This window comes from Maribacter confluentis (assembly GCF_030505015.1).
GTDB lineage: Bacteria > Bacteroidota > Bacteroidia > Flavobacteriales > Flavobacteriaceae > Maribacter > Maribacter sedimenticola.
In genome coordinates this window covers 730,325-752,468 of sequence record NZ_JAUKUC010000001.1, presented here as the reverse complement: position 1 = coordinate 752,468, position 22,144 = coordinate 730,325, and the positions used below count along the sequence as shown (strand labels likewise).

The following is a 22,144-nucleotide window of genomic DNA, read 5'->3' as shown; positions in this document are numbered from 1 at the left end:
AATAATAGTATTGTATGAAATTACTTATAACCAAACCTTAATCAATGAAGAATTCCTACAACTTTTTTCTGTGTTTATTTTTTCAAGTGCTATTTGTTTCATCCTTATTTTCCCAACAATGTAATGATTACCTTATAAATGAGAATTCAAGATTATCCTTGCATGAAGGAATTTTGGAAGCTGGCGGTGATAGCGTTTTGGGCACATCTGTTAATACCAATAATAGCGATTGTGCAGTAGAGGTTATTAATCAAGATAGTAACCAACCTTGGGCGCGTTATCATATAGAATTACGTTTAGAAGATTTGGGACTCGTTCCAGGTGACGAACTCTATATTGGAATAGATGGAAGAAACAATACAGGGTATGGAAGAATTGAAATAAATCTTGATGATAGGGCCAATAGTGCAATTTTTGCTAAAAACTTTACCAATATATGGTCTAGGGCAGAACAGACATTTATAATTCCCGAAGTAGAAACTATAGATATCTGGTTATTTAGTAACTACACAAGAAATACTCCGGGAAGTGTGTTTTATGATAATTTACTTATAGAAAAGATAGAGTCTTTCAGGCCATTTATTACTACCTGGAAAACAGATAATATAGGAGTTTCAGGAAATAACGAAATTTCAATTCCTACCATGCCTGGTGAAATTTACAACTATAGGGTAGATTGGGGCGATGGTAATTTTTCTACAAATGTTACTGGAAATATTGCGCATACCTATGAAGTTCCCGGTACATATACAGTATCAATTTTTGGGGATTTTTCAAGTATTTATTTTAATGGTGCTCTAGAATTTGATAATGATAAGGCTAAGTTATTGTCAATAGATCAATGGGGAGACATAAATTGGTCAACTATGAAGTCTGCGTTTGATGGTTGTGTTAATTTAAAAATGTTAGCGTCTGATGTTCCCAACCTTTCTAATGTCAACGATTTAAGAAATATGTTTCATTCCTGTACTTCTTTGGTGGATAATATTTCATGGAATAAGTGGGAGACAGGGAATGTTAATAAAATGAATGGGATGTTCTTTTTCTCAAGTTTCAATTTTGATATTCGTAATTGGGATGTCTCTAACGTTAATGACCTTAGAAACATGTTCGCTTTCACACCATTCAATCAGCCTATAGGAAATTGGGATGTTGGAGAAGTGATAAATATGAACGAAATGTTTAAGGATTCACCATTTAACCAAGATATCTCAAATTGGAACGTGTCAAAAGTTGAAACTATGGGTGGAATGTTTAACGCCTCGCCTTTCAATCAGGATATATCTACTTGGAATGTAGAAAGTGTAAAAGATATGCACAATATGTTTGCTTCTAGTGATTTTGATCAGAATATTGGCAATTGGAATATTACAAACCTTACTGATGCAAGGTTTATGTTCAGTAATTCTGAGTTATCAACAGTCAACTATGATTTATTATTACTCGGTTGGTCTGGTAGAACCAATTTAAAAAGCGGAGTTGATTTTAATGCGGGTAATAGTAATTACTGTGTGGCGGTTGCGGCTCGCCAAAAATTGATTGATGATTTTGGTTGGGTCGTTACTGACGGCGGTGAAAAATGTCCTATAGATTTTACCAATGCATTCGTTACTACATGGAAAACAGATAATCCAGGTGTTTCTGGACCAAATCAAATAACGATACCAACCAACCAATACCGAACATACGATTACTCCGTAGATTGGGGAGATGGTTCAATTTCTGAAAATGTAACAGGTCCAATTACGCATACTTATGTGATTCCTGGCACCTATGAGGTTGCCATCATAGGTCAATTTCCCCATATTTATTTTAATAACCCTTATGGTAATAATAGTGATAGTAATAAAATAATTCTGGTTAATCAATGGGGAGATATACAATGGCAATCTATGCAAAATGCTTTTGCCGGTTGTACTAATCTGGATGTTACAGCTACAGATGTTCCTGATTTAACATTTGTTCAGAATATGGCCGGTATGTTTTCAGGTGCTCAATCGTTGGTGTTTAATTCGTCGATTAACAATTGGGATACTTCTAGCGTAAAATATATGGCAGAATTATTTTTTCATGCGAAAAAATTTGATCAACCCATTAGTGATTGGAATGTGGGGCAAGTTCAAAATATGACCAATATGTTCGCATATGCCGAGGCATTTAATCAAGAATTAGACACTTGGGATACCAGTAATGTAATATTCCTGACCAGTATGTTTATGGAAGCAAAAATGTTTAATCAGAATATAGGTAGTTGGAATACTGGTAATGTGTATTCCATGGATAATTTATTTGCCGGTGCTGTAAAATTTAATCATGATATAGGAGATTGGAATATTGAGAACGTTACCCAAATGGGGAGTATATTTTATAATGCACAAGAATTCAATCAAGATATCAGTAATTGGGATGTTTCTAAAGTAACCAGCTTATCTACAGCTTTTTATTTTGCTTCTTCTTTTGATCAGGATTTAAGTAATTGGGATATTTCAAATGTCGAATTCATGTATAATATGTTTGATTATTCCGGGTTGTCTACTGAGAATTATGACGCTGCTTTAATAAGTTGGAGTCAACTACCTGAACTCAAGAATGACGTAAATTTAGGAGCATATCAAATAAGTTTTTGTGCCGGGGAAGAAGCACGTCAATTTCTGATTGATACATATAGTTGGTCCTTTAATGATAAAGGCCTTGCCCGTAATTGCGGTTTAGAAGAGCAGATACCGTTTGTTACAACTTGGAAAACCGATAATTCTGGAGTTAGCAATGATAATCAAATAACAATACCTACATATACTTCCCAATCATGGGAAGAGAAATTAATTTATGATTATACCGTAGATTGGGGCGATGGCACAAACGATACAAATGTTACAGGTGATATTACCCATACCTATGAAACGCCCGGTATATATACTGTTTCTATTTCAGGTGATTTTCCTAGAATATATTTTGGTGGCTGGGATGTAGAGAGGGATAGTCAGAAGATATTGACTGTAGAACAATGGGGTAATTATGGTTGGTCATCTATGAATGGTGCATTCATTAATTGTTCAAATTTAGATGTCGTTGCAGAAGATACTCCGAATCTTACATGGGTAAAAAGTTTAACCGCAATGTTCCAAGGTTGTAATTCTTTAGTAGGCAATAGTTATTTTAATGACTGGAATACTCTAAATATTGATGAAATGACCGCTGTTTTTGCCCATGCATTGCAATTTAATCAACCTCTTGATTCATGGAACGTAAGTAACGTAAGGTATTTTTATGACATGTTTGCTGGTGCCGCAAATTTTAATCAACCTGTAGCATCTTGGAATTTACAAAGCGCTATAGGTATTAGTGGAATGTTTAAAGAATCTAACTTTAATCAAGACATTAGTAATTGGAATGTTTCCAATGTACAACAGATGGCTCTGCTCTTTGCATATAATACATCATTCAATCAAGATATTTCTAATTGGGATGTTAGTAAGGTTAAGGATATGTATGGTATGTTTTTAAATGCATCATCATTTAATCAGGATATAAGTAATTGGCAGGTTCAAAACGTTAGTAATATGTCTTACATGTTCTCAAATGCCATAAACTTTGATCAAGATTTAGGTTTGTGGAATATTGGTAAAGTCATGTACATGGATTCAATGTTCGATGATTCCGGAATTACCAATGAAAATTATGATAATATTTTAAATGGTTGGTATAAGTTGCCTAATTTAAGATTAGGGGTTGAATTGGGGGCTAATGATAAATTTTATTGTAATTCCGCGCAAGCAAGAGCTGGGTTGGCAGCTCTTTATGATTGGCAGATAGTGGACTCAGGTAAAAGTGAAGATTGTGATATAAGTGATTTTAGACCATTTGTAACGACATGGAATGTTTCTGAAAATAATAACCCGTCTTATGAAATTACCATACCTACATTTAATAATGTGGAAAATGGGAATTCTTTAAATTATGATTACGATATAGATTGGGGCGATGGTTCAACCAATACCAATGTTACAGGTAACATTTCCCATAATTATGCTCAAGCTGGTGAATATACCGTATCAATTTCAAGAAATTTTCCAGGAATTTATTTTGAGGAAGACGATGTCAATGCAAATAAAATACAATCTATTGACCAATGGGGTGACATTAGTTGGGAATTCATGCAAGGGGCTTTTGCAGGATGCACAAATTTAAATCTTTCTGCACGTGATACTCCAGACCTTTCATTGGTTACCAGTACAGGTTCCATGTTTGAAAATTGTAGTTCATTAATTGGGAATTCAAGTTTTAATAAGTGGAATATGTCTTCTGTGCAAAAAGCGGATAAAATGTTTGAAGGTGCCATTTTATTCAATCAAATATTAGGGGATTGGGATACCTCACAAATCACTGACATGTCGGCTATGTTCAGAAATAGCGGATTTAAAAACAGTTTGGGCACGTGGGATGTTGGTCAGGTAACTACAATGAATCAAATGTTTGAAGGCTCTCAACTAACAACCGTTAATTATGATAATACGCTTGTAGGGTGGAGCAGGTTACAGAGTTTGCAACCTAATGTTCAGTTTAATGCGGGTTTAAGTTCTTATTGTTTAGGAGAGAGCGCTAAACGGGTTTTAGTTGAAAATTTTGATTGGACAATTTCTGATAATGGAAAAAGTTGTCCGGAACAAAATGCATTTGTTTCCACTTGGAAAACGGATAATTTAGGAATGACAAATGATAATCAAATAAGTCTGCCAATTTGGGGAGGTCCTTACACGGTTGATTGGGGAGACGGTATTATTACGGATAATTTATATGGAGAGCAAATACATACGTATGAATTGGCAGGAACTTACACGGTTTCAATTTCCGGAACGGTAGAATCAATTAATTTCAGAAGTTATCCCGGTAATGAGTCTAACAGTGATGCTACTAAAATACTGGCAGTCAACCAGTGGGGAGATATAGTATGGCAATATGCCGCATTTGCGTTCTCTGGTTGTACAAATCTCGATATATTGGCCACGGATGCACCTAATTTGAGCCAAGTACAATCCTTGCAAAATATGTTTGCAAGCTGTAGTAATTTAAAAGGGAATGAATCTTTTAATGATTGGGATGTAAGCAATATTATCAATCTTGAAAGCATGTTCACTAATTGTAAAAATTTCAATGCTAACATTTCTAATTGGGATGTAAGTAATGTTACGTTTATGAATTATTTGTTTTCAAATAACACCATTTTCAACCAAGATATTTCCAATTGGGAGGTAAGTAACGTTACACTTATGAATTCGATGTTTGGTGGCGCATCTACTTTTAACCATTCAATTGATAATTGGAACGTATCTAACGTAACTGATATGAGTTTCATGTTTCATAGCGCTCAGTCATTTAACCAGCCATTAAGTAACTGGGATGTAGGTAATGTTATAAAAATGACTGCAATGTTTGAAAGCTCTAATTTCAATCAGGACATTAGCAACTGGAATGTTTCAAATGTAACTGAAATGACATCCATGTTCGGTAATGTTAGAAGTTTTAATCAAGATCTTTCTGGTTGGGATGTTTCAAACGTTACCAAAATGCAATATATGTTCGGTTATACCTCATTTGATCAAGATTTGAGTTCTTGGAATGTATCTAATGTAACCGATATGGCTAATATGTTTGATGGCTCTGATCTTTCCATTGAAAATTATGATAAAACATTAATTGGTTGGAGTTTGTTAGCGGACTTGCAGCACAATGTTTTTCTTGGGACAAATCAACATTATTGCGCTTCTAAGGAGGCACGACAATATTTAATTGACAATTTTGGGTGGCATATTACAGATGCTGGAGAAAAATGTCCAATAGATTTCAGTAATGCATTTGTAACTACATGGAAAACAGATAACCCTGGGGTTTCTGCAAATACCCAAATAACCTTACCAACTTCTGATATAGGCGGTTATAATTATAGTGTGGATTGGGGAGATGGTATAATAGAATCTGGGTTTACTGGTGATGCAACCCATACCTATTCAAATGCTGGTACGTATACAGTTTCTATCATTGGAGATTTTCCAACTATTGTTTTTAACGGCGCAGGAGATAAGGACAAATTAGAATATATAGTTCAATGGGGAGATAATACGTGGTCTAGCATGGCAGAGGCCTTTAAAGGCTGTACCAATTTAGATGTAACAGCAACTGACATTCCAGATGTAAGCAATGTTACTTCTTTCGGAGAGATGTTTAGTGGGTGCAGCAGTCTAATTGGAAACGAATCTTTTAATTCATGGAACGTATCCAACGGGAGAACAATGTTGGGTATGTTTTACGGGACAACAAAATTTAATCAGCCTTTAGGTAATTGGGATGTTTCTAATGTATTAGAAATGATTGGAATGTTTAGGGAGAGTGGTTTTAATCAAGATATATCCGCTTGGAACGTATCTAAAGTTGAACGAATGAATTCAATGTTTAAAGAAGCAGCTGATTTTAATCAATCACTGGGAGAATGGTCATTGAATAGTATAACAAACATGGATGGTATGCTAGATGATTCTGGCCTTTCCATTGAAAATTATGATGCAACCTTAATAGGGTGGAAAAATGGGCCAACACTACAAGGAATAACCCTAGGGGCCGAAAATATTTCTTTTTGTACGTCAGCTATGGAAAGACAGGAACTTATAGATGGTAATGGTTGGATAATTAATGATGCAGGGGAAGATTGCCCTATAATAGCTTGTTCTGATAATTTGGAAAATGAAGATGAAGCCATAGCTTTACCAGTAGGTACAATTGCGTTAGGGGTAGATAGTGTAACGGGCGTAACTTTTGACACCAATAATAGTAATTGTGCTATAGAAGTTCGTAATCTCGATAATAACCAACCTTGGGGTACGTATCGTATAGCTATTAACTTATCTGATTATGGTATTGATGCAGGCGATGAGCTATTTATAGGAGTTGATGGAAAAAGTGTAACAGGTACGGCCAGAATGGAAATTAATCCTAATAATTCACCAAATGCTCCTTTGGGGTCTATGACTTTTGGCACTAACTGGAGCAGATATGAAACAACGTTTACAGTACCTGCCAATATTGCAAGTATAGATTTATGGTTTTTCAGTAATTACGCGCAATCTATAGCAGGTACATCACTTTATGATAATCTTACGGTAATTAATTTAAGTGACAATGATGAGAATTTATTGCCAATAGCCAATGCAGGTAACGATATTACACAGGAAGATAGTGACATGGACGGTAGTGAAACTCTTATGTTGGATGGTACTAACAGTGTTGATTTAGATGGTGAAATTGTATCGTATTCTTGGTCATTGAATGAATCTGAAATTGCTGTTGGTGAAAACCCTATAGTTACTTTAAATATAGGGGAACATGAAGTGGTGTTGACCGTTACGGATAATTTAGGGGCAACGGCCATGGATACGGTTTTGGTAAATGTTTTTGAAACTTTGAATACTACATGTTCCAATGATCTTTTCAATGAGCATGCTGCTATTGTACTTCCTTCAGGAACTACGGCATTGGGTGTAGATACTGTTGCAGGTACGTCAGATGATACGAACGGAAGCTCTTGTGCTTTGGAAGTTGGTAATATGGACAGCGGACAGCCATGGGGTACCTACAGGATTAAAATTAAACTGGACGAATATGGCATTGTTGCGGGAGATGAGTTGTTCATTGGGGTTGATGGTAAAAGTGTTTCAGGTACTGCTAGATTGGAAATTAATCCTGACAACAGGGCAAATTCCGCGTTGGGAGCTAATACTTTTGGTAACGAATGGTCTAGATATGAGACTACCATTATGGTACCTCAGGATATTGAATCCATAGATTTGTGGTTCTTCAGTAATTATGCACAACAGAATGCAGGTTACGCATTATATGATAATCTAGAGGTCATTAACCTTAGTTCTGGAAATTCTGGTAAAAGTTACACAGAAACAAAGTCAGAAAATAGTTTGGCCATTTATCCAAATCCTGCATCGGTAGAAACTACGTTAAGTTTTACAAAACCCACCACTGTAGGTACTATTCAAATATTTGATGTTACAGGTAGGTTGGTCAGAACGATCAAAGGAGGACTTATTGACCAGCAAGGTACACCGGTTAATGTTTTGGAAATTCCTACAGGTGCCTATTTTGTAAAAACGACAGATGTATCAGGGCTAGAATTTCAGCAACAAATGTTGATTCAACGGCAATAGAAATTTAGCATATAGAAACTAAAAAGGAGACCATATTGGTCTCCTTTTTTATTGCTTACATTCTATAAAAATTTATTCCTCCATAGAATGGTATACGTTTTGTACGTCATCATCCTCTTCCAACTTTTCTAAAAGTTTCTCCACATCAGCAGCCTCTTCTTCAGATAAAGCTTTGGTTACCTGTGGTATCCTTTCAAAACCAGATGATAATATTTCTATTTCTCGGTTTTCCAATTCTTTTTGCAATGCTCCAAAGCTTTCAAAGGGGCCATAAATCAAAATTCCGTCATCATCAACGAACACTTCTTCTGCACCAAAATCTATCAGTTCCAATTCTAGTTCTTCTGGGTCAATACCTTCGGCAGGGATCCTAAAGTTGCACGTATGGTCAAACATAAATTCTACAGATCCCGAGGTGCCCAAATTACCGTTACATTTATTAAAATAACTTCTTACATTGGCCACTGTCCTTGTATTATTGTCGGTAGCGGTTTCTACCAATATGGCAATACCATGTGGTGCATAGCCCTCAAACAATACTTCTTTATAATCCCCAAGACTTTTGTCACTAGCCCTTTTAATGGCGCGTTCAACATTGTCTTTTGGCATATTTACGGACTTGGCATTCTGTATGACCGCTCTAAGACGTGCATTGGAGTCTGGATCGGGTCCGCCTTCCTTTACGGCCATAACAATATCCTTACCTATACGAGTAAAGGCTTTGGACATGGCAGACCATCTTTTCATTTTACGTGCTTTTCTAAACTCAAAAGCTCTTCCCATGGTAAATTATTTTAAGACAAATGTACAAAAACAGTCGATGTTCAAAAATTTGAAGACCACTGTCCGTACAAATAGGGTTTACATGTTAATTTGTGATTATTCGCTTTCAATAATATCCTCAATTGTCCGTGCAAGAACAAAATCTTTTTCAGTGACCCCATTGGCGTCATGGGTACTTAGCCTAATATTCAATGTTTTGTATACATTGCTCCAATCTGGGTGATGATTTTGTGCTTCACATTCAAAAGCAATGTGGGTCATAACGGAAAACGCTTCTTTGAAATCCTTGAATTCAAACGTAGTTTCTATGGCCCCGTCTATATATTCCCAACCATCTAATTGTCCTAGATAGTCGGCAATTTGTTCATCTGTGAATTTTTCTATTTCTTTCATATGATTTTTTAATTAAGTACGTGATGATCAATTATATCCTGATACGTAAACTGTAAATTTTTAGGTAATTTATTTGTTTTGGGCAGTACGGCCAAATATCTGTCTTCATTGGTCGTATATACCCTTTTTAAGATTGGGTTAAAATTTCCTACACGTTCCAGAATTTCTTTTATAAAATCTTCATGGTGTGTTAGGTCATTACTGCCCAAATGATAAATACCAGTTTTGTTTCTATTGATAAGATAATGAATTTGTTGGGTTACCTTATCGTCATTGGTTACATTTAAAATTAAATTAGGGAAGACCTCAACAGGCTCATTGTTTATAATGGCCTTTTTCATTTCACGAACTCTAGGAGAGCTGTTGCCAAATACCATGGGTACCCTTAGTATTACCATCTTCTCTTTAGGTAAGCGTAACATCATATTCTCAATCCTTATCTTAAGTCGGCCAAAAATACTTTCGCTTAATGTCTTGTCCATTTCGTAGGATGGATACTTGCTATAGGCATCAAAAACGTTGGCAGATGATATAAAATATATTCTACAATTCATTCTAGTGACATATTCCAATATATGCTCATGTGCAATGACCTGCGCCGTAAAATTACCCCGTAATGCAGATATGATTATCTGTGGCCGTAGTTCTTCCAATAGCTCTACGATATCATCTTCTTCTAAATTATAGTGTATAAATTGTTTGTTGTCCGCATATGTACTAGCGGCATGGCAATAGGTGGCATAAGTGTCAAAATAATTGCAAAGCTCTTTATATATAGCATTCCCAATAAATCCACTACCACCAAGGATTAATATTTTTTTATTATCTAATTTCAAAAAATGGAGAGTTCTGTTTCAGTTGTTAATTTTTCCAAAGCTAGCATACCTAGTTTGGAATTTCCTTTTTCATTTAAACCCGGAGACCACGTGGCGACACAAAATTTATTGGGGTGCAGTGCTACTATGCCACCGCCAACACCACTCTTACCGGGTAGTCCTACTTCAAAGGCAAATTCACCGGCTTCATCATAAAAACCACATGTAAGCATTAAGGCATTGATACGTTTTACCTGACCGCTCGTTAAATGGGTGTTCTTTCTTCTACACCGTCCATTATTGATATATAAATAAAATGTATTCGCTAATTGGGCGCAGCTCATTGTAAGTGAACATTGATGAAAATAAAAATCGAGCACGGTCTCTACATCGTTTTCTAAATTCTTGAACGATTTAAGTAGATTGGCAGCTGCATAATTATGAAACCCGGTCTGTTTTTCCGATGCGGCTACTGTACTATTATAATCAATGGTCTCATCATCCGCAATATTTCTAACAAAAGCTAAAAACTCATCCTTAGGATTTTTTAAATGGGATATCAAGACGTCGGCAACAACAATGGCACCAGGATTTATAAAGGGGTTTCTAGGAATTCCTTTTTCAAACTCCAACAAGGATAAATGGTTAAAAGGGTCACCGGAAGGTTCTACATCTACCCGTGTCCATAGTTTTTCGCCAATTAAACCAAGTGCCATAGTTAAGGTAAAAACTTTAGAAATACTTTGTATGGAAAACCTCTCATTAGAATCACCTGCACTAAAATTCTCTTGGTTCATGTTCACTAGATGAATACCAAACTTGTACTTATCCACTTTTGCCAATTCTGGGATATAATCTGCTATTTTACCTCGGTCGTCCGTTTTTTGTGCTGTTTGATGTATAGTATCAAGTACGTGTTGAAAATCGATCATTTGGCTTTGTAAAATGGCAATTTGACCACTGTTGCAGGAATGGCCTTCTTTCGGATTTGGATTTGGATTTTGCTACCGTATGCTGAAAATACCGTAGGTACGTAACCTAAACCTATACCAGTTCCCATAGAAGGGGACATTGTACCGGAGGTTACGGTACCAATAGTTTTTCCATTTCCATCTACAATATCGTACCCATGTCTTGGTATACCTCGTTCATCCAATTCAAAAGCGACCAATTTTCGTTCCGGGCCGTGTTTCTTTTCTTTTTCCAGAGCCTCTGAATTGACGAAATCCTTAGTGAATTTAGTGATCCAGCCCAAGCCTGCTTCAAATGGGGAAGTTGTATCATCAATATCATTTCCATATAGGCAATACCCCATTTCCAAACGTAAGGTGTCCCTAGCGGCCAATCCGATCGGCTTTATTCCAAATTCGGCTCCCGCTTCAAAAACCTTGTCCCAAATTTGTTTTACCTCCTCGTTCTTACAATAAATTTCAAATCCACCGGAGCCTGTATAGCCCGTTGCAGAAATAATAACATGGTCTATACCGGCAAAATCAGCCACCTCAAAATGATAAAATTTTATAGTAGATAAGTCAATGGAAGTAAGTGATTGCATAGCTTCAACTGCTTTTGGACCTTGTATGGCAAGAAGGGAGTAATCTTCAGAAATATTGCGCATATCTGCATTGAATTCCTTGTTATAAGCAGCAATATGTGCCCAATCCTTATCAATATTGGAAGCGTTAACGACCAATAGATATTGATCATCCTTTATGCGATAAACAATAAGATCATCTACAATACCACCCGTTTCATTGGGCATGCAGCTATATTGTGCCCTTCCTATGGTTAATTTTGAAGCATCGTTGGAAGTTACACGCTGTATAAGGTCCAATGCATTGGGACCGGATATTAAAAATTCTCCCATGTGCGAAACATCAAAAACCCCAACACCGTTCCGTACCGTTTCGTGTTCGGCATTTACCCCTTCGTACGAAACTGGCATATTGTATCCGGCAAAAGGAACCATTTTTGCCCCTAGCAATTCATGTGTTGTAGTAAGTGCTGTATTTTTCATCTTCTATATTTATCGACCTTACAAATTTATCGAAAATAAATAGAAGCAATTCTGACAAATTAGCTATTTAGGAAAATATTGTCAACTACAATTTTAGCTTATGATTTTTTCAAATACTGCTTTAAATCTTGGTAAGTGGCAATTTTAATAGATGCTTTGTTCTTGCCCATAACCCGTAATATCTGGCTAGGAATTTCCAGTTTTTCCGTTAGGGTATCCTCAACGACATCCAGAAACTTTACAGGGTGTGCGGTTTCCAGGAATATACCATATACATTTGGGTGTTGCTCTTGGTATTTCCTTAAGCCTAAATAACCTACGGCACCATGAGGGTCGGCAATATACCCGTTAATAGCATATATTTCTTTCAAAGCTTGCTTGGTTTGCACATCATTAAAGGAGTAGGAGGATAAGTTATCCTTTAATGTTTCATAATTATCTTGGAATAAATGACGAATACGGATGAAATTACTTGGGTCGCCAACATCCATTGCATTTGATATGGTAGCGGTAGATGGTTTTGGACTATATTCCTTTGTCATCATATATTGGGGTACGGTATCGTTTACATTGGTGGCGGCTATAAAATGTTTAACCGGCATTCCTAAACGTTGAGCCACGAAACCAGCACAAATATTACCAAAATTTCCAGAAGGTACAGAAAATACAATGTCCTTTCCTTTGGATTTCGCTTGCTTGTACGCAAATAAAAAATAAAATAGTTGGGGAAGCCATCTGGCAACATTGATAGAGTTTGCCGATGTTAATTTTAGATGTTGTAGCAAATCCTTGTCCAAGAATGCATTTTTTACCATTGCTTGGCAATCATCAAAAGTGCCGTCTACCTCTAAGGCAGTAATATTTTGTCCTAAGGTGGTCAATTGTCGTTCTTGAATATCACTGACTTTTCCACTTGGGTAAAGTATGACCACGTTTACTCCATCTACGCCTAAAAAGCCATTGGCAACTGCACCTCCCGTATCACCGGAAGTAGCGACCAATACGGTAACCTCTTGTTTATGGGACCGTGAAAAATAACCAAGGCATTGAGCCATAAATCTTGCGCCAACATCTTTAAAGGCCATGGTGGGGCCATGGAAAAGTTCTAAGGTGCCAATATTTGGAGTTATATCGACTACAGGGAAATCAAAGTCCAACACTTCTTTTAAAATACCTCTAAGAATATCATCAGGTATGGTTTCTTCTACGAATTGACGAATGGCGGTAAAGGCGATGTCTTCATTGGATAAATTTTCAATAGTCTCAAAAAACGACTTAGGTAAGGAATTTATCTGTTCTGGGAAATATAATCCTTTGTCCGGGGCAATACCGTTGACTACGGCAACATCAAATGATACAACTGGCGCTTTGCCATTTAAACTATAGAATTTCAAGATGACTATTTTTTAGGTTATAAAAATGTGAGATTTTTAAAGGGGACGTACGCCGTCCGTATTAATTTTGGATACATGGATCTCATAGGCAATGCCAATTTTATCATATACCAACTTCATGGCATTACCGACTTTGATGGCGGTTTCTTTTCCTTTACTAAAGGCAAATATGGATGGTCCCGACCCAGAAATTCCAGAGCCAAGGGCACCGGCAGATAAAGCTGTTTTTTTGACCTCGTCAAATCCGGGGATGAGTATGGAACGTATGGGTTCAACAATATGATCTTCCAAAGATCTGCCGATAAGGGCGTAGTCCTCCTTAAAAAGTCCTGCAATTAGACCTCCAACATTTCCCCATTGTTTTATTCCTGTTTCCATTGAAATTGTTGTTTTCAAGATTTTTCTGGAATCAGATGTCTTAATTTCTATTTGTGGATGTATTATGGTAATAAATAGTTCTGATGGTGCCGGTATGGTAATAATGTCCAACGGGCTGTAGCTGCGCACTAGGGTAAACCCACCAAATAGGGCAGGGGCTACATTATCCGCATGGGCAACGTCACTTGCCAACCGTTCACCTTCCATGGCAAATTTAACCAGGTCGGTATTATTGAAAGGGTAGTCCAATAGATGGTTCATGGCCCAGACTGCACCGGCAGAACTTGCTGCACTACTGCCAATTCCACTGCCAGGTTTTATTTTTTTATTAATCTCTATTTCAAAACCACCTTCGTAATCCGCAGCCAGCAAAAATGCATTACCGGCAACTCCGGCAACATTGTTTAAGGTCTCCTTGGGAAGGTCTTGTCCGCTAAGTTTGGTAATTTTTATTCCCTTTTCAGTAACTTTTCTTACGGTCATTTCGTCACCTACCGCATCCAGGGCAACGCCCAAAACATCAAATCCACAAGATATGTTCGCAACTGTAGCAGGACAAAAGACTTTAACTTCGTTCTCATTCATGGTCAAAACGATTTATACGTCAATTAAAAATTACCTATTCTTATAATATCGGCAAATATACCAGAAGCCGTAACATCGGCACCTGCACCTGCACCTTTTATGATCATGGGTTGGTTAGGGTAACGTTCCGTATAGAACAAAACGATATTATCACTACCTTCCAAATTATAAAAATCATGGCCTTTTGGAATTTCTTGTAGACCTACACTGGCCACACCATTATCATACTGTGCAACATATTTTAATTTACTATCAGCATTTTTAGCGCTAGCATAGAGATTTTGGAAATGAGGTTCGTGCTTTATCAATGAAGCAAAGAAATCCTCGTTATTAGTGGTCTTTAAGCTTTCTTCAGGTAGAAAGGGATTATTTTTTATATCGGATATTTCCAGTACGTTACCACTCTCCCTGGCCAAGATTAATATTTTGCGCATAACGTCTACACCGCTTAAATCTATTTTAGGGTCCGGTTCCGTGTACCCTTCTTCCTGGGCCTGTTTTACCACATCATGAAAAGTTGTGGTATCGTTAAAATTGTTGAACACAAAGTTTAGGCTACCGGACAGTACAGCTTGAATCTTTAAAATTTTATCGCCCGAAGCAATAAGGTGCTTTAGCGTGTCAATTATAGGTAAACCTGCACCAACATTGGTTTCAAACAAAAATGGGGCATTATAGCTTCTTGCCAAGGATTTTAAATGGGCATAATTTTCATAGGCCGAAGAACATGCAATTTTGTTACAGGTAACAACGGAAATACTATTGCCTAAATATTCGCTATAAGAAGTTGAAACATCTTCACTTGCGGTGTTGTCCACAAATATGCTGTTTCTGAAATTTAGCGTATTCACCAATTCAAGAAATTTGGACTTGTCTGCTTTTTGACCATTTGCCAATTTTTCTTGCCATGTATTTAGGTCTATACCCTTTTCGTCAAAAAACATGGTTCTAGAGTTGGACATGCCAATAACACGAATGTTCAATTTTAAGTTCTCTTTCAAAAATTTACGTTGAGACCTTATCTGTTCAAGAAATTTTGCACCTACATTACCAACGCCCATTACAAATAGGTTCAGTTGTTTAATATTCTCTTCAAAGAATTCTTCATGTAGGGCATTCAAAGCTTTTTTAACATCCTTTTGATCTATGATACATGAAATATTTCTTTCAGAGGCACCTTGTGCAATTACGCGGATGTTGACATTGTTCTTTCCAAGTGTGCTGAACATTTTACCACTTAATCCTTGGTGGCTTTTCATATTATCGCCCACTAAAGCAACAATAGCTAAATCTTTCTCGGGAATAACCGTTTTAATTCGTCCCCTTTCTATTTCATATTCAAAAGCTTCATTTACTATTTGAACCGCTTTTTCAACATCATCGGCTGAAATTCCTACACAAATAGAATGTTCGGATGAAGCCTGTGTAATAAGGACAACGCTAATGTCTGCTTGAGAAAGTACTTCAAAAAAACGTTTGGATATACCTGGTATACCTACCATACCTGGACCTTCCAGAGAAATTAATGCAATATTTCCTATATGGCTAATGCCTCTGACCGTCTTTCCCTTTTCATTTTTTGATTTGGTAATCAGGGTGCCATTGGCCTCTGGGTCAAAGGTGTTTTTGATTACAATGGATATACCTTTGGATAGCACAGGTTGTATAGTGGGTGGGTATAGTACCTTGGCGCCAAAGTGCGATAGTTCCATGGCTTCTTCGTAAGAAATATGGGGAATTGCTTTGGCTTGTTTTACCATTTTAGGATTGGCGGTATACATACCGCTAACATCTGTCCATATTTCCAGAATTTCAGCATCAAGTGCTGCGGCATATATTGCTGCGGTATAATCAGAACCTCCCCTTCCCAATGTTGTAGAATTTCCTTCTTCAGAGGTGGAAATAAATCCGGGACATACTGTTATTTTTGCATTGCTCGCCTTGAAATATGCTATACAATTGGCATTCGTCTTGGCAAAGTTCACCATATTCTTACCGTTCAGTTTTTGGGTAATGATAATTTCCCTACTATCCTTGAACTTCGCATCCAATTGCTCGCTTTTAAGGTATTCACTAATAATGTAAGAGGAAAGTAATTCTCCAAAACTTACGATTCTGTCAGAAAGTCTTGGGGTAATCTCACCAATATAGAAAGCACCCTCCAATAAGGTTTCCAATTCATTGAATTCACTTTTTACCTTACTCAAAACGCGGCTTTGTGCATTTACGGGCAGTAATTGTTTTGTGGCCGTTAAATGTCTTTCCTCTAAAGTGGCAAGCACTTTTTTGTAAGATTCATCTTGTGTAGATGCCAACGTACCGGCTTCTAATAAATGGTCCGTTACACCCCCAAATGCAGAAACGACCAAAATAATTTGGTCTTCATATTTGGAAATGATATTCTTTATTTTAATAATATTTTCAGGATTGGCTACAGATGAACCTCCAAATTTTAATACTTTCATGCTATTGAAATATTGACTTTTTAAAAAGATATGGTGTAGTTAAACACGGAAACGGAGATATATAGATTTTAACCCCTAAGGGTGAACCATGCGGTTGTAGAACCATAGCAATTGGTTACAGAAGTAATATTAATTGTTATGTCTGTTTTTTCGCAGTCCATAATACTATTGGTTGAAAATCAAAAGTAGTACATTTGGTATCTTAATCAAATGATTCCACAATTTTTTACGGAATCGTTACTTTTTAGTTCAAAATAGCATAAAGAATGAAGTTATTTAGCGCAAAACAAATATATAAGGCAGATCAGATTACCACGAAAAAACAAGGTATTGCCGGTGAGGAGTTAATGGAGCGCGCATCGTTACAATTATTTAATTGGATGCATTTAAGAATGCAAGGCGCCCCGGTAAAAATACATTTGTTCTGTGGTATAGGCAATAATGGGGGAGATGGCATTGCCTTGGCTAGACATTTGTTGGAGCATGGTTACAATATTGCCGTTTATGTAGTCAACTACAGCGAAAAACGTTCAGAAGATTTTTTAATCAATTTAGCACGATTAAAGGAACGTAAATGTTGGCCAAATTTTATGAATTCCGATGATGAATTGCCTGTTATAGGTAAGGATGATATTATTGTTGACGGTATTTTTGGCATAGGTATCAATAGAACTCCTGACGCTTGGGTGATAAAATTAATTCAGCATCTTAATAATTCGCAAGCCTTTATTTTATCTATAGACATTCCTTCGGGGTTGTTCAGTGATCAAAGTCCAAAAGATTTTGATGCTATCATAAAATCAAATTATGTGTTAAGCTTCCAGGCACCTAAACTTACTTTTTTCTTACCGGAATCCGGTCCTTACGTAGAACAATGGGAAGCCTTGGATATAGGGCTAGATGTAGATTATTTAAGCTCTACAGAAACCGCATATGAATTAATTGGTAAAAATGAAGTGTTGACCGTTTATAGACCACGAGAGAAATATGCCCATAAGGGTACTTATGGGCATGTGTTAATTCTTGGGGCAAGTTATGGTAAGATTGGCGCGGTATGTTTATCGTCAAATGCGGCCTTGCATGCCGGTTGTGGGTTGGTTACGGCCTATTTGCCCGCAGTTGGCTACTCTATTTTGCAGACTTCGCTACCAGAGATAATGGTATTGACGGATAAGGATGAAAAAATAATTACCGACATTACCTTTGAGATTGACCCTACAATTATAGGTGTAGGTATGGGTATGGGTACTGATGATAAAACCATTATGGCATTCGGCTCATTTTTAAAAAGCAATGAAAAGCCGTTGGTGTTGGATGCTGATGCGATCAATATTCTCTCAAAACATAAGGACTTACTTAAGCACTTGCCAAAAGATACTATATTGACGCCACATCCTAAAGAGTTGGAACGGTTGATTGGTAAATGGAAAAACGATTTTGATAAATTGAACAAGGTCAAAAAATTCTCTGACCAACACCAATGTGTAGTGGTTATAAAGGGTGCAAATACCATTGTTGTACAAAACGGGAAAGGGTATGTGAATACTACGGGTAATCCTGGAATGGCCACTGCGGGAAGTGGAGATGTACTAACGGGAATTATATCCGGCTTGCGGGCGCAAGGTTATTCAGCTTTGAATGCCGCAGTATTTGGTGTGTACCTGCATGGCAAAGCAGGGGATATAGCGGTTGAAAAAACAGGGTATCAATCTATGGTAGCAACAGACCTAATATCCAATTTAGGGAATGCATATCTTGATTTGTTTCAGATTCCGGAACAGCCCCAACCTAGTGAAGCGGAACCGGAAGCTCAGCAATAGTTTTATGAGCTAACCCTTCTTTTTACCCATTTTAAAGCGTTGTCGTATTCTATAAAAAACTTCATAGGTTTTTTGTAGAACAATTTTTCAATCTTAAAGTTATGCATATCTATTTCTTTTACAGAAACGATGGCAAAAGCTTTAAGGTTCTCCAGTTGCTTTAAATAGTTATAAATGGTAGGGTCAATGGCAAATGAGTTTTTGCGCAAACTAATGAATCCAAAATTTTTATTCCTAAAATGGATTTCCGAGATGCCTATAATTTGATATGCTCGTTCAAGTGTAAGGGTTGCACCTTCATTAAAGATGGATACCATATAATTATCAAATACTTGAATTTTTCCTATTTCCAATTCGTACTCGCGTACTACTACCTTCTTTTTTTTGGTTGATCCAACTTTCATTCGGCTTGTATTAATATAGTGTGTCTATAGCAAATGTAAATTGAAGCGTATTCCTGGGGCAAAATATTAGTTAAAACACATAAATATCGTACGTACTGCGTATAGCGGATATCCGTGTATTTCAAATCTTACATAATCATATAAATTTTGCACAAAAAAAGAGTCCAAAGTAGGACTCCTTTTCTTTTAGGTAATTTAATACTTGTATCAGGTCTTGGGAGATTCCTCTTCAGCCTTTTTTATATCGATGGTCAATTCCTCGGTCTTTTTATCAAGGTCAATATAAATACTGTCCCCTTCTTTAAGTTTGGAATTTACTATCTCTTCAGCCAATGCATCCTCTATATATTTTTGGATTGCCCTTTTTAGTGGTCTTGCACCGTATTGTTTGTCAAAACCTTTTTCCGCTATATAATCTTTTGCATTGTCTGTAAGATTTAAATGATATCCTATATCCTTAATTCTCTTATACAGTTTTGCAAGTTCAATATCAATGATTTGATGTATATGAACTCGTTCCAAAGCATTGAAAACGATAACATCATCTATTCTGTTCAAGAACTCAGGAGCAAATGCTTTTTTCAACGCATTTTCAATAACTCCTTTTTGATGGGCGTCTTCCTGAGATTTTTTTGCCGATGTACCAAAACCTACACCTTGCCCAAAATCCTTTAATTGTCTGGCTCCAATATTGGAGGTCATAATAATGATCGTATTTCTAAAGTCAATCTTACGTCCCAGACTATCGGTTAAAAATCCATCATCAAGCACTTGTAAAAGCATATTGAACACATCTGGATGCGCCTTTTCTACTTCGTCCAATAGAATGACAGAATAAGGTTTTCTTCTAACTTTTTCAGTTAACTGTCCGCCTTCTTCGTAACCCACATATCCTGGAGGTGCACCCACCAATCTAGAAATGGCGAATTTCTCCATATACTCACTCATATCTATACGGATAAGAGCATCTTCCGAGTCAAAAAGTTCCTTAGCCAGAACCTTGGCCAATTGTGTCTTACCTACACCGGTCTGCCCTAAAAAGATAAAAGAGCCAATTGGTTTATTGGGATCTTTAAGCCCAGCCCTATTTCTTTGAATAGCTTTGGAAACTTTGGCAACCGCTTCGTCTTGGCCAATAACATTAGATTTGATAAGCTGCGGCAATTCTGCCAATTTATTGCTTTCTGTTTGTGCAATCCTATTTACGGGTATACCGCTCATCATGGAAACCACATCTGCAACATTGTCCTCACTTACGGTTTCTTTATTGAGTTTACTTTCGTCCTCCCAGCGTTCTTGTGCTATGGCAAGTTCTTTTTCCAAACTTTTTTCATCATCACGCAATTTAGCTGCCTCTTCATACTTTTGTTTTTTGACAACGCTATTTTTTAGCTCACGAACATCTTCCAGTTTCTTTTCCAGTTCAAGAATTTGTTTGGGAACGTCCATATTTACAATGTGCACGCGTGAGCCAGCCTCATCCAGGGCATCAATGGCCTTATCTGGAAGAAAACGGTCTGTCATATATCTATTGGTAAGTTTAACACAGGCGACAATGGCCTCATCGGTATAGGTCACGTTATGGTGATCTTCATACTTACCTTTAATATTATGAAGTATTTCTATGGTTTCGTCAATAGAAGTTGGTTCAACGATTACTTTTTGGAACCTTCTTTCCAAAGCGCCGTCCTTTTCAATATACTGTCTATATTCATCCAATGTCGTAGCACCAATACATTGTATCTCACCTCTTGCCAAGGCAGGTTTAAACATGTTGGAAGCATCTAGGCTACCGGTGGCTCCACCAGCACCTACAATGGTATGAATTTCGTCAATGAACAAAATAACATCATCGTTCTTCTCAAGTTCGTTCATGACCGCCTTCATTCGCTCCTCAAACTGACCACGGTACTTTGTACCCGCAACAAGGGAAGCCAAATCTAGTGTCACCACCCTTTTATTATAAAGTATTCTTGAAACCTTTTTGTTGACGATACGCAAAGCCAAACCTTCGGCTATGGCACTTTTGCCAACACCGGGCTCGCCAATAAGCAAAGGATTGTTTTTCTTTCTACGGCTTAATATCTGTGAAACACGTTCAATTTCCTTTTCGCGACCAACGACAGGGTCCAACTTGTTTTCTTCGGCCATATGGGTAAGGTCCCTACCAAAATTGTCCAATACCGGAGTTTTGGATTTTTTGGTTCCTTTTTGACCTGCAGTAGATCCAAATGTACTTTCCTTTCCTTCATTGGTCTCTTCGGAATCACTTGGGAAAGATTCGGCCGTTGGGCCGTCTACCATATCGTCATCACTGGTGATCATAAACTTGAACTGTTCCTTTACGCCGTCATAATCAACTTTTAACTTATGTAAAAGCTTGGTTGTAGGGTCGTTTTCATTTCTCAGGATACAAAGTAAGAGGTGTGCAGTATTGATCGAGGAACTCTGAAATAATTTAGCCTCTAAAAAAGTTGTTTTTAAGGCACGTTCCGCTTGTCTCGTTAAGTGCAGGTTTTTCTTATCTTTTTGTACGCCGCTAGCATTTGGGTTGGACGGACTAAGAATTTCCACTTTTCTTCGTAAGTGGTCCAAATCAACTTCCAATGCATCTAAAATGCTTATGGCCTTCCCGTTTCCATCTCTAAGAAGCCCTAACATAAGGTGCTCGGTTCCGATAAAATCGTGACCAAGTCGCAATGCTTCTTCCTTGCTGTAAGCAATTACATCCTTAACTCTTGGGGAAAAATTATCATCCATATACTATATTATCAACTATAAAATTACTAAATCTCCTTCAATCAATGGCAAATACCGTACCTATAATCGTTAAAGTTATTGTAAAACCCTTGAAATGTGCGTCTATCGGTTAAAAAATATGCG

Annotated in this window: 12 protein-coding genes; 2 read left to right on the top strand and 10 right to left on the bottom strand. The window is 37.1% G+C overall.

Annotated elements, in window-relative coordinates; all coding sequences use genetic code 11:
• Window positions 1-44: 44 nt before the first annotated feature.
• The gene (locus tag Q2T41_RS03350) at window positions 45-8,207 is read left to right on the top strand and encodes a BspA family leucine-rich repeat surface protein (protein WP_304434949.1); all 8,163 of its coding nucleotides are present in this window, start codon (window positions 45-47) and stop codon (window positions 8,205-8,207) included.
• 72 nt (window positions 8,208-8,279) lie between these two features.
• On the opposite strand, the gene Q2T41_RS03345 is transcribed toward Q2T41_RS03350, so the two are convergent.
• From Q2T41_RS03345 to thrA, 8 genes are all read right to left on the bottom strand, one after another.
• On the bottom strand, window positions 8,280-8,990 hold the full coding sequence (locus tag Q2T41_RS03345) for a YebC/PmpR family DNA-binding transcriptional regulator (RefSeq protein WP_304434948.1): 711 nt from the start codon (window positions 8,988-8,990) through the stop codon (window positions 8,280-8,282).
• A 96-nt stretch (window positions 8,991-9,086) separates the two neighbouring features.
• Window positions 9,087-9,383: a 4a-hydroxytetrahydrobiopterin dehydratase gene (locus Q2T41_RS03340; RefSeq protein ID WP_089259832.1), complete on the bottom strand. Its 297-nt coding sequence runs from the start codon at window positions 9,381-9,383 to the stop codon at window positions 9,087-9,089.
• Window positions 9,384-9,391: 8 nt separating this feature from the next.
• Entirely contained in the window at window positions 9,392-10,219 is an 828-nt protein-coding gene (locus Q2T41_RS03335) for a sugar nucleotide-binding protein (protein ID WP_304434947.1), read from the bottom strand.
• Window positions 10,216-11,130: a glutaminase gene (locus tag Q2T41_RS03330; protein ID WP_304434946.1), complete on the bottom strand. Its 915-nt coding sequence runs from the start codon at window positions 11,128-11,130 to the stop codon at window positions 10,216-10,218. Before Q2T41_RS03330 ends, Q2T41_RS03335 begins: the two co-directional genes overlap by 4 nt.
• Window positions 11,127-12,215: a glycine cleavage system aminomethyltransferase GcvT gene (gene gcvT / locus Q2T41_RS03325; RefSeq protein WP_304434945.1), complete on the bottom strand. Its 1,089-nt coding sequence runs from the start codon at window positions 12,213-12,215 to the stop codon at window positions 11,127-11,129. Before gcvT ends, Q2T41_RS03330 begins: the two co-directional genes overlap by 4 nt.
• A gap of 98 nt (window positions 12,216-12,313) precedes the next feature.
• Window positions 12,314-13,609, bottom strand: a complete 1,296-nt coding sequence (gene thrC / locus Q2T41_RS03320; RefSeq protein ID WP_304434944.1) for a threonine synthase — start codon at window positions 13,607-13,609, stop codon at window positions 12,314-12,316.
• A 36-nt stretch (window positions 13,610-13,645) separates the two neighbouring features.
• Complete coding sequence (locus tag Q2T41_RS03315) at window positions 13,646-14,572, bottom strand: homoserine kinase (protein ID WP_304434943.1); 927 nt, start codon at window positions 14,570-14,572, stop codon at window positions 13,646-13,648.
• Between the two features lie 23 nt (window positions 14,573-14,595).
• Window positions 14,596-17,037: a bifunctional aspartate kinase/homoserine dehydrogenase I gene (gene thrA / locus Q2T41_RS03310; RefSeq protein ID WP_304434942.1), complete on the bottom strand. Its 2,442-nt coding sequence runs from the start codon at window positions 17,035-17,037 to the stop codon at window positions 14,596-14,598.
• Window positions 17,038-17,303: 266 nt separating this feature from the next.
• Between thrA and Q2T41_RS03305 the strand changes: the two genes are divergently transcribed.
• Window positions 17,304-18,857 carry an NAD(P)H-hydrate dehydratase gene (locus Q2T41_RS03305; RefSeq protein ID WP_304434941.1) on the top strand — a complete coding sequence of 518 codons (1,554 nt, stop codon included), beginning with the start codon at window positions 17,304-17,306 and terminating at the stop codon, window positions 18,855-18,857.
• A 2-nt stretch (window positions 18,858-18,859) separates the two neighbouring features.
• Here the strand turns inward: Q2T41_RS03305 and Q2T41_RS03300 are convergent, their stop codons facing one another.
• Both Q2T41_RS03300 and Q2T41_RS03295 read right to left on the bottom strand, forming a co-directional pair.
• A complete protein-coding gene (locus Q2T41_RS03300; protein ID WP_304434940.1) occupies window positions 18,860-19,261 on the bottom strand; it encodes an STAS/SEC14 domain-containing protein in 402 nt (133 codons plus the stop codon).
• Window positions 19,262-19,468: 207 nt separating this feature from the next.
• The gene (locus Q2T41_RS03295) at window positions 19,469-22,021 is read right to left on the bottom strand and encodes an ATP-dependent Clp protease ATP-binding subunit (RefSeq protein ID WP_089259841.1); all 2,553 of its coding nucleotides are present in this window, start codon (window positions 22,019-22,021) and stop codon (window positions 19,469-19,471) included.
• Window positions 22,022-22,144 lie beyond the last annotated feature (123 nt).

What these genes read in the sequence shown, in the direction of transcription:
- Q2T41_RS03350 (WP_304434949.1), top strand. Translation starts at nt 45, where the DNA reads ATGAAGAATTCCTACAACTTTTTTCTGTGTTTATTTTTTCAAGTGCTA.
- Q2T41_RS03345 (WP_304434948.1), bottom strand. Translation starts at nt 8,990, where the DNA reads ATGGGAAGAGCTTTTGAGTTTAGAAAAGCACGTAAAATGAAAAGATGG.
- Q2T41_RS03340 (WP_089259832.1), bottom strand. Translation starts at nt 9,383, where the DNA reads ATGAAAGAAATAGAAAAATTCACAGATGAACAAATTGCCGACTATCTA.
- Q2T41_RS03330 (WP_304434946.1), bottom strand. Translation starts at nt 11,130, where the DNA reads ATGATCGATTTTCAACACGTACTTGATACTATACATCAAACAGCACAA.
- gcvT (WP_304434945.1), bottom strand. Translation starts at nt 12,215, where the DNA reads ATGAAAAATACAGCACTTACTACAACACATGAATTGCTAGGGGCAAAA.
- Q2T41_RS03315 (WP_304434943.1), bottom strand. Translation starts at nt 14,572, where the DNA reads ATGAATGAGAACGAAGTTAAAGTCTTTTGTCCTGCTACAGTTGCGAAC.
- thrA (WP_304434942.1), bottom strand. Translation starts at nt 17,037, where the DNA reads ATGAAAGTATTAAAATTTGGAGGTTCATCTGTAGCCAATCCTGAAAAT.
- Q2T41_RS03305 (WP_304434941.1), top strand. Translation starts at nt 17,304, where the DNA reads ATGAAGTTATTTAGCGCAAAACAAATATATAAGGCAGATCAGATTACC.
- Q2T41_RS03300 (WP_304434940.1), bottom strand. Translation starts at nt 19,261, where the DNA reads ATGAAAGTTGGATCAACCAAAAAAAAGAAGGTAGTAGTACGCGAGTAC.
- Q2T41_RS03295 (WP_089259841.1), bottom strand. Translation starts at nt 22,021, where the DNA reads ATGGATGATAATTTTTCCCCAAGAGTTAAGGATGTAATTGCTTACAGC.